Below are 8,477 nucleotides of genomic sequence, written 5' to 3' on the forward strand. Positions count from 1 at the left end.
CGATCTTAAAACTACAAGGCAATGGAAAAATTACTACCAAAGAAATCGTAAAATTGTAAACGTATTGCAGGATAATTATTCACCTGTAAATCTATAACAGGATTATCTCAAAACCTGTAAACTTTTTTTAGGACGAGACAGATTGTAGTCTCAGACTACCTTCATATTAGCCCGAAGTCAGAGACTTCAGACAGCGTGATCATAATGCTAATTCATCTGCATATTTGCACATTCGCACATCTGCACATTCAAAATCATTCCCACTTAAAAGTCTTCACCGCAACTAAATATACACCGATGAACCATATCCCCAGGATCAGCAATTGATGAGATACATCTGTCAATGATGCTCCTTCAAAGGCCACCTTTCGCATGGCTTCGTTCAGGTGGGTTAAGGGTAACACCCTGCTGATGTGTTGCAGCCAGCCTGGGAATGCCGCGGTAGAGAAAAAGGTGCCTGACAGCAAGAACTGGGGCAAAGTAATAATATTAGAGAATGGCGGCACCGAGCTTTCATTTTTGGCAACGCCGGATATGGTAAAGCCAAAGCCCATAAAGATGATCAGACCAATGGCGGATAAGATCAGCATATTGACGACGGTTGTGAGCCCATGAATCAATGTAAAATTAAACGCATAGTGTCCGATAGCAATAATAAACAAAGCACCGAGCAGTGCAAATACAATACGTGCCAATGCCTCGCCTAGAACAATGCTGTAACGTTTTACCGGAGTGGCAAAGAAGCGTTTAATAACCAGTGTCAGGCGCAAACTCAGGAACACGAAGGCAGTACCGAAAACCCCGCTGCTGAGTAATGAAAAGCCCAGCATGCCGGGAAGGATAAAGTCGATATAACGATACTCGCGGCCTTGTATGGTGGTTTCCTTTACCTCAGCTAATTGGGGCTGATTCTTGTTCATCGCCGCATTCGCCTGGTATAAGATATTATTTAAAGCGGATTTCAAAATGCCACCCTTGGATGATGCTTTGGTATACTGCACATCAATTGTAAAAGGGGGCATTGCATTATTCTTTTTAATGTCCAATATGGCATCAATTGATCCTTTTGACAGATTTTTATTCATCTCGTCGGTCGACTGATCTTTGATGAGATTCAGCATCTGATTCTTTTTAAGCACCTGGTAAACCATATTGGTGGTATCACAATCTTTAGCCACGCCCACATCAACCGTAACGCCGCTGCCGCCAATGTTGGCAAACACCACAATAAATATTAACGGGAACACCAAACTAAACACCACAGCTGAGGGGCTGCGTAATATCGACCTGAAACTGGCCTTGGCTATGGCAAGCGTTGCGCGGGTATTGCTGTAATTGTTATTGTTCATTGGTTCAATAGTTCATTAGTTCATTAATTCATTGGTAGTCGATAGTCGATAGACCATGGCCCATAGTTAATGTTGGGATTTGCCATGGACTATGGTCTATGGACAACTGCATTCTGCAAACTCAAAACTGCCAACTTATTCCTCCCGCCATTCCTTGCCGGTAAGGTTGATAAATACGTCTTCCAGGTTGGCCAGTTTTACTTGTTTTGGACGTTCAAAACCACCGGCTACCAGTTTATCTATAAAATTATCAGGTGTATCGATGCCGATTACTTTTCCGCCATCGATAAAAGCAACCCGATCGCACAATACTTCGGCCTCATCCATATAGTGGGTGGTTATTACCACTGTAGTTCCGTTAGCACGTATCTCGCGGATCAAATCCCATAAATTACGACGGGCCTGTGGGTCGAGGCCGGTAGTAGGCTCATCCAGGAAAATAATACGGGGATCATTTATTAATGTAGTTGCAATAGAAAAACGTTGCTTTTGTCCGCCTGAAAGGTCTTTATATTTTGCTTTAGCTTTTTCGGTCAGGGCTACTTTGCCGAGCATCTCCATTGGCGTTTTGTTGATGCCGTATAGTCCTGAGAAAAGTACAATCAGCTCAGATAAATTCAAATTAGGGTAATAACCGGCTGCCTGCAATTGCACACCAATACGTTTTTTGATGTTATCAGCATCTTTCTCGATTGAGAAGCCATCGACTGAAATTTCTCCGGCAGTTTTATCGCGAAGGGTTTCAATGATCTCAAGTGTGGTGGTTTTACCGGCGCCATTGGGGCCAAGCAGCCCGAATATTTCGCCCTCATAAACTTCAAAGCTGATGTCGTCTACTGCAGTGAAATCGCCGTATTTTTTCACCAGGTTTTTTACAGTGATGATCGGTTTGTTTACCATGCTGTAAAAATGATACAGAAAAATGGAATATCAATAATATTTTCGGTGAATAGCGTAATTTTTACGGTAAAGGGGATTGGGTTGTACGTTTTACGTGATACGTTCAACGTATTACGTATAACCTTTTCTCATTTGAGCCGGAAGAATTTGAAAAGTTAGGGGGGAGAAAATTCTGTTCCGATTCAGTAGGAGATCAGAATCATAAGCCGGGCTATCTGGATCAGCTCAGCAGGTTAGCGAACGAGCGCGTGAAGGTCTCCAGCCGCTCGAACAGGAAATTTGAAAAATGTGTTAATGTCTTCATGTAGTTTATGTTATGCAAAATAACAGAACGTTTATTAAGCGTTCTGTTAAGTCGTGTTAAGTTATTATTACATTATATTAAATGACAAAGCCGTGATTTAAGAACCAAGAGTCAAGGGGGCTCGTTATTTTTTTTATCTTGATTCTTGTCGCTTGCTTCTTGACTCTTATTTAACCAAATGACCCAGATGATGGATCACGGCATGAAGTTGGTGCAGGGTCTCGGTGGCCAAATGAATAAGCTGAATAAGCAGAATAGTTTTCATGATATTGTTTGTTTTGCGATACAAATATGTCCCCGCCCACAAAAAAGCGTGAGGGGTATTAGGCGAACAGCGGTAAATCGTCGGTGAATTGGGCAGGGCAGTTGGCCGGGTCGGTGAAATTACCGGACAAGGGAGAAATTACAGAGGAGACTTACGAAGTTTTCAAAACTTCGTAAGTCTGTTTAATGAGAACCGGGCTGTAAACTTTTTGTTAAATAAAGTAAACAGCCCTTCTTCTATGTCTAAATATCTGCTTTGTTTTATCTGTCTTCTGTTCTTTGAAGTCATATTTATTAGTTCAACCGGGTGGGCACAAACCCCATTTGATAACAAGCGCATACTAAATGACAGCCTGCATAAAAAAGCGCCACCCGACAAACCACTAGTTGAAAATGGCGTCGCCAAAAAGAATTTCGGTAGGGCTGCCCTGTTGTTTGCCGGTGCTGAAGTAGTTCCCTGGACATTTGATCATTATATCTTTAAGTATGATTATGCCAATATCTCTTTCGCAACAATAAAACATAACCTGAAGCTAAGCAGCTGGACCTGGGATAACGATGAGTTTCAGACCAATCAATTTGGTCACCCTTACCAGGGAAGCCAGTTTTTTAGCGCCTTTCGTGCCAATGGGTATAGTTTCTGGCAGTCAGCCCCCGCCTCATTTGCTGGCAGCTATATTTGGGAGAGCACTGCCGAAAATCAATCACCTGCACCTAACGATTTTATCAATACCGGTTTAGGTGGCGCTGTACTTGGAGAAATGACCTATCGTTTGTCGAGACGGATAGTTAATAACAGAACACGCGGTTTCAAACGGCAAATGAGTGAAGTTTTAGGATTTATCATTAATCCGATGAACGGCCTAACACGCTTAATGGACGGCAGATGGGGGCGCGTAAGCGACAACCCAGCTGAACAGGATACTTCAAAAGTAAGCCTGGAGATCGACCTTGGCGGACGGGATTTTAAAGCAACCCGTACCAATGGTTTGAAGAGCAATGGTTATGGTTGGTACGGGCGGATCAAATTGTTGTATGGTTCCAGGTACGAAGATTATAAAACGCCGTTCAGCAACATTTATATCAATGCTGAGTTTGGGCAGGATGATAGTTCCAAAATGAATTATCTGAATGTTTATGGCTCACTTGCCGGCTGGGAACTTGCGGGCGATGAGAAAAAAGAACAGCTGGCTATCCTTTCAGCTAATTACGATTACATCCATAATGAAGCATTTCTTTATGGCGGCCAGAGCCTGAAAATGAACCTGTTTTCGGAATATAATCTCAGTCGCAAACTCAGCTTTAATACCAGCCTGGGAGTCGGGCCGGTGATACTTGCCGCGGTGACCGACAGGTATCCAACCCATGGGCGGTTTTATGATTACACTACCGGGACTTCATTCAATGGCGGGGTAGGCGTCAGTCTGCTAAAGAAGTTACTTATAAGCCTGGATTATAATGGAGCCTGGCTGGTGACAGTCAACGGATCAGCGTCACATTATTTTTTGCATACGGTCACTTCGGAAATACAGTATATGCTTACGAAGCAATTTTCTTTCGCTGTCCAACCAGGGTATTTTACCTTACATGGAAAGTATAACGATCACCCGACGGTGGATAATAAATATCCTTTTGTGAGGCTATCGGCCAGGTATAGCTTTAATTTGTAAAATTGGAAGACTTACGAAGTTTTTAAAACTTCGTAAGTCTCTTTATCTTTCAATAATCCGTGTACAAACTGGCATTAAATCTTTTTGCCAAAAGCCCTGTCGCTTTTTCGGTGTCGATATCTACAACCAGTACGCCAACTTCCGAATAAGGCTGATGAGCAATGCAATTACCATCCGGATCGATCACACAAGTAGCTGATTCAGGGTATTTCATGGTATAGTTGCAGGCTGCATAATATATGGTGTTTTCCATCGCACGCATCATGATGGCCTTTTCGTAATAAGGGTTATTCTTATTGCCCCACTCGTACAACTTATCACCATGGGTATCGCTACCTGTACAATGGGGATGGAATACAATTTTAGCGCCCCTGCGCGCTGACCATCTTACAGATTCAGGATAACGGAAGCCTTCATGGCAAATGGTGATCCCGAATTTAACGCCATTGACTTCAAATATATTTTTCTCATTTCCGAGGATAAACAGTTCATCCTCAGTTGGTGGTGATAATTGATTTTTAGTTTGACGTCCGAGCACCTCTCCTTTAGCTGATATTACCCAGGCCACATTTAATATGCCATCGGGATGGTCCCAATCCATAGGAATGATGACGGCAATAGCATTTTCTTTAGCCATCCCACAAACGCTTTTTAATGCTGCTTCCAGTTTGGTAGGTGAATGCGCTTCAACCCCAAAACCAACACCGCGCAAACCAGGGATATAAGACTCAGGAAAGCAAACAATCTCTGCTTTTTGCGCCGCGGCCTCTTTTATCATTTTATCGACCCAATGCAGGCCGTCTTCTATTGATTTTGGAAATGGAGGTGAGGCTAAGGCGATCTTCATAAAAATATTCAAATTAATCAGGGTTGGCCAAATCTATAAAAATAAAAAAGGCGGGAAGAATTTTTCCCGCCTTCAAGTTTGTCTCTTATTGCATCAGCTTGATGAAATCATCAAACAAATATCTTGAGTCGTGCGGGCCTGGTGATGATTCAGGGTGATATTGAACCGAGAATGCTTTTTTGCCTTTTACGCGGATACCTTCTATCGATTGGTCGTTCAGGTTCACGTGGGTGATCTCCACTTTATCAGATGCGCGCACTGCTTCTGGAACCACACCAAAGCCGTGGTTTTGAGAAGTTACTTCGCAATGATCGATAATGATATTTTTTACCGGGTGGTTCAAACCGCGGTGACCGTTGAACATTTTCGTGGTCGGGATATCATTGGCCAATGCCAGTAACTGGTGACCAAGGCATATACCGAACATCGGTTTATCAGATTTCAATATATCTTTTACGGTTTCAACAGCGTAAGGCATAGCCGCCGGATCGCCGGGACCGTTAGAAACGAAGTAACCATTAGGCGCAAAATCTTTTTCCATTTCTTCGAAGCTGGTCTTTGCCGGGAATACCTTGGCATATACATCGCGGTCGTCAAAATTGCGCAAGATGTTTTTCTTAACACCCAGGTCAAGCACAGCTACACGGTATTTAGCTGTTTCTTCGCCAAAAGTGTAAGTCTCGGTAGTTGAAACTTGTGACGACAGCTCTAATCCATCCATCGACGGTACTTCAGCCAGTTTTGCTTTCAGTTCTTCGATGTCTAATATTTCAGATGAGATGATCGCATTCATCGCGCCTTTATCGCGGATATGACGCACCAACTGGCGGGTGTCGATATCAGAGATCGAAACGATATTTTGCTCCTGGAAATAATCCTGGATAGACTCATTCGCCTGTTTGCGGGTATAATATATATTATAGTTTTTGCAAACCAGTCCGGCAATCTGAATGCGTTCTGATTCCACCTCGTTTTTAGCGATACCGTAATTGCCGATATGCGCGTTAGTGGTTACCATGATCTGACCGAAATAAGAAGGGTCGGTAAAAATCTCCTGGTAGCCGGTCATCCCGGTATTAAAACATATTTCGCCGGTGGTGGTGCCTATCTTTCCGGCAGCTTTGCCATAAAATACAGTTCCGTCAGCCAGTAACAATACTGCGGGTAACTTGGTGAAGTTAGTGATCATAATAATAAAAAAATGAATAGTTAAAACGCCGGTTAGACTGAGGTTCAGCTCCGTGAAAGCAGTTGTAAGAAGTGCAATGGGCAACTACCAAATTCACGGCGCAAAGATACGATTTGATTTCGGATTTCGGAAGTGGGATTTCGGATTTTTTAAAATGTATAAAAAGCTGGCTTTGTGAATGTCATAATTCCGAAATCGAAATTCCGAATTCCGAAATAATCATACCTTTACCCATCCAAAAAAACTGTCATGTCTGTTAACAAAGAGATCAAACGGGTTACTACCAATACCTTACAGGAAATGAAGCAACGCGGCGAGCGCATATCCATGCTTACTGCCTATGATTATTCCATGGCAACCATAGTGGATGCTGCAGGAACAGACATTATCCTGGTAGGCGATTCAGCCTCGAATGTAATGGCAGGCCATGAAACGACTTTGCCAATTACGCTTGACCAGATGATCTATCACGCATCATCCGTAGTTCGTGCTGCAAAGCGAGCATTGGTAATTGTTGATCTTCCTTTTGGCTCATACCAGGGCAACTCTAAAGAGGCGCTTAATTCGGCTATACGTATTATGAAAGAAGCGGGGGCGCATGGGGTAAAAATAGAAGGAGGTGAAGAGATAGCAGAATCTGTAACACGTATCCTGACAGCCGGTATCCCGGTGATGGGGCATCTAGGTTTAACACCGCAATCCATTTATAAATTTGGTACCTATACAGTAAGGGCAAGAGAGGAGCAGGAGGCTCAAAAACTACGAGAGGATGCTTTAAAATTACAGGAGTTGGGTTGCTTCGGCATCGTGCTTGAAAAAATACCTGCACAACTGGCAAAAGAAGTTGCCGAAAGTGTGAGTATTCCTATAATAGGTATCGGCGCAGGAAAATATTGCGACGGGCAGGTTTTGGTGATCCACGATATGCTGGGGCTGAACAAAGGATTTAAGCCAAGATTTTTAAGACAATATGCTGATTTGTATACAGTTATGAATGATGCTATTGAGAAATATATTCATGACGTGAAATCAAAGGATTTTCCGAACGAGAAAGAACAGTACTAATGTGCAGATGTGTGGATGTGCAAATATGCAGATGTGAAGATGATAAATCAAAATTGGTAATTAATTGTTTAATCCTATGAACCTTTAATTATCGGGACCTACAACCAATGGGCAAAGTATATATCAAATACGTGAACCACGAGATCACGGACAACGATATTATTTATGAAGACAACCACCTGATCGCAGTTAATAAACGCGCCGGGGATATTGTGCAGGTAGATGATACGGGGGATGAGTCGCTCGACGAAAAAGTAAAAAAGTACCTCGCTAAAAAGTATAATAAGCCCAATGGGGCTTTCCTGGGTGTGGTGCATCGTCTTGACCGGCCGGTAAGCGGTTTGATCCTGTTCGCCAAAACGAGCAAGGGATTGGATAGGATGAACAATCTTTTCAAACGCCGCGAGATACAAAAAACCTATTATGCAGTTGTGCGCAAACGTCCCGAGCCAATCGAAGGCAAACTGGTGCACTGGCTGCTAAAAAATCCGCAGAAAAATGTGACCAAGGCACATGATCAGGAAGTGCCCGGAAGTCAGCGCTCAGAGTTGAGTTATAAATTGGTTGGGGAGTTGGATGGATATTATTTGTTAGAAGTAAATCCCATCACAGGTCGTCCGCATCAGATCAGGGTTCAGCTATCTACTTTAGGTTGCCCGATAGTGGGAGACAATAAATATGGTTATCCGCGCGGAAGTTTAAAGAACAGCATCTGCCTGCACGCCCGACGGCTAAAATTTATTCACCCCATAAAATTGGAACCCGTTGAAGTAGTCGCCGAATTGCCAAAAGATGGTTTTTGGGAGAAGTTTGCGGGAATGATTGAATAACGTCTGATATTAAGATTTGTCAACTTTTAAAAAGTTGACAAATCTATAAGGGTTATATA

The 8,477-nt window shown here is 42.9% G+C and carries 7 protein-coding genes; 3 read left to right on the forward strand and 4 right to left on the reverse strand.

The genetic code is table 11. From position 1 onward, the window contains the following. Nucleotides 1-254 precede the first annotated feature (254 nt). Together VIM89_RS23125 and VIM89_RS23130 are read right to left on the reverse strand one after the other, a co-directional pair. The gene (locus VIM89_RS23125; RefSeq protein ID WP_488158559.1) at nucleotides 255-1,349 is read right to left on the reverse strand and encodes an ABC transporter permease; all 1,095 of its coding nucleotides are present in this window, start codon (nucleotides 1,347-1,349) and stop codon (nucleotides 255-257) included. Between the two features lie 135 nt (nucleotides 1,350-1,484). Then, nucleotides 1,485-2,249 (reverse strand): ABC transporter ATP-binding protein, encoded by a 765-nt coding sequence (locus tag VIM89_RS23130; protein ID WP_488158560.1) that lies wholly within the window; start codon nucleotides 2,247-2,249, stop codon nucleotides 1,485-1,487. A gap of 807 nt (nucleotides 2,250-3,056) precedes the next feature. On the opposite strand from VIM89_RS23130, the gene VIM89_RS23135 reads away from it, so the two are divergent. Next, nucleotides 3,057-4,487, forward strand: coding sequence for a DUF3943 domain-containing protein (locus VIM89_RS23135; protein ID WP_488158561.1), 1,431 nt, complete (start codon nucleotides 3,057-3,059; stop codon nucleotides 4,485-4,487). Nucleotides 4,488-4,536: 49 nt separating this feature from the next. Here the strand turns inward: VIM89_RS23135 and VIM89_RS23140 are convergent, their stop codons facing one another. Both VIM89_RS23140 and carA read right to left on the reverse strand, forming a co-directional pair. Further along, complete coding sequence (locus VIM89_RS23140) at nucleotides 4,537-5,334, reverse strand: carbon-nitrogen hydrolase family protein (RefSeq protein ID WP_488158562.1); 798 nt, start codon at nucleotides 5,332-5,334, stop codon at nucleotides 4,537-4,539. An 85-nt stretch (nucleotides 5,335-5,419) separates the two neighbouring features. After that, nucleotides 5,420-6,523 carry a glutamine-hydrolyzing carbamoyl-phosphate synthase small subunit gene (gene carA / locus VIM89_RS23145; RefSeq protein WP_488158563.1) on the reverse strand — a complete coding sequence of 368 codons (1,104 nt, stop codon included), beginning with the start codon at nucleotides 6,521-6,523 and terminating at the stop codon, nucleotides 5,420-5,422. Nucleotides 6,524-6,772: 249 nt separating this feature from the next. Between carA and panB the strand changes: the two genes are divergently transcribed. Together panB and VIM89_RS23155 are read left to right on the forward strand one after the other, a co-directional pair. Beyond that, nucleotides 6,773-7,588 carry a 3-methyl-2-oxobutanoate hydroxymethyltransferase gene (gene panB / locus VIM89_RS23150; protein WP_488158564.1) on the forward strand — a complete coding sequence of 272 codons (816 nt, stop codon included), beginning with the start codon at nucleotides 6,773-6,775 and terminating at the stop codon, nucleotides 7,586-7,588. Between the two features lie 107 nt (nucleotides 7,589-7,695). Next, entirely contained in the window at nucleotides 7,696-8,418 is a 723-nt protein-coding gene (locus tag VIM89_RS23155; RefSeq protein WP_488158565.1) for an RluA family pseudouridine synthase, read from the forward strand. The last annotated feature ends 59 nt before the right edge of the window (nucleotides 8,419-8,477 follow it).

It is taken from the genome of Mucilaginibacter sp. (assembly GCF_036568825.1).
Taxonomy (GTDB): domain Bacteria; phylum Bacteroidota; class Bacteroidia; order Sphingobacteriales; family Sphingobacteriaceae; genus Mucilaginibacter.

Bases quoted from the DNA above. Each gene is read 5' to 3' on its own strand.
- VIM89_RS23135 (WP_488158561.1), top strand. From the start codon at position 3,057: ATGTCTAAATATCTGCTTTGTTTTATCTGTCTTCTGTTCTTTGAAGTC.
- VIM89_RS23155 (WP_488158565.1), top strand. From the start codon at position 7,696: ATGGGCAAAGTATATATCAAATACGTGAACCACGAGATCACGGACAAC.
- panB (WP_488158564.1), top strand. From the start codon at position 6,773: ATGTCTGTTAACAAAGAGATCAAACGGGTTACTACCAATACCTTACAG.
- VIM89_RS23130 (WP_488158560.1), bottom strand. From the start codon at position 2,249: ATGGTAAACAAACCGATCATCACTGTAAAAAACCTGGTGAAAAAATAC.
- carA (WP_488158563.1), bottom strand. From the start codon at position 6,523: ATGATCACTAACTTCACCAAGTTACCCGCAGTATTGTTACTGGCTGAC.
- VIM89_RS23125 (WP_488158559.1), bottom strand. From the start codon at position 1,349: ATGAACAATAACAATTACAGCAATACCCGCGCAACGCTTGCCATAGCC.
- VIM89_RS23140 (WP_488158562.1), bottom strand. From the start codon at position 5,334: ATGAAGATCGCCTTAGCCTCACCTCCATTTCCAAAATCAATAGAAGAC.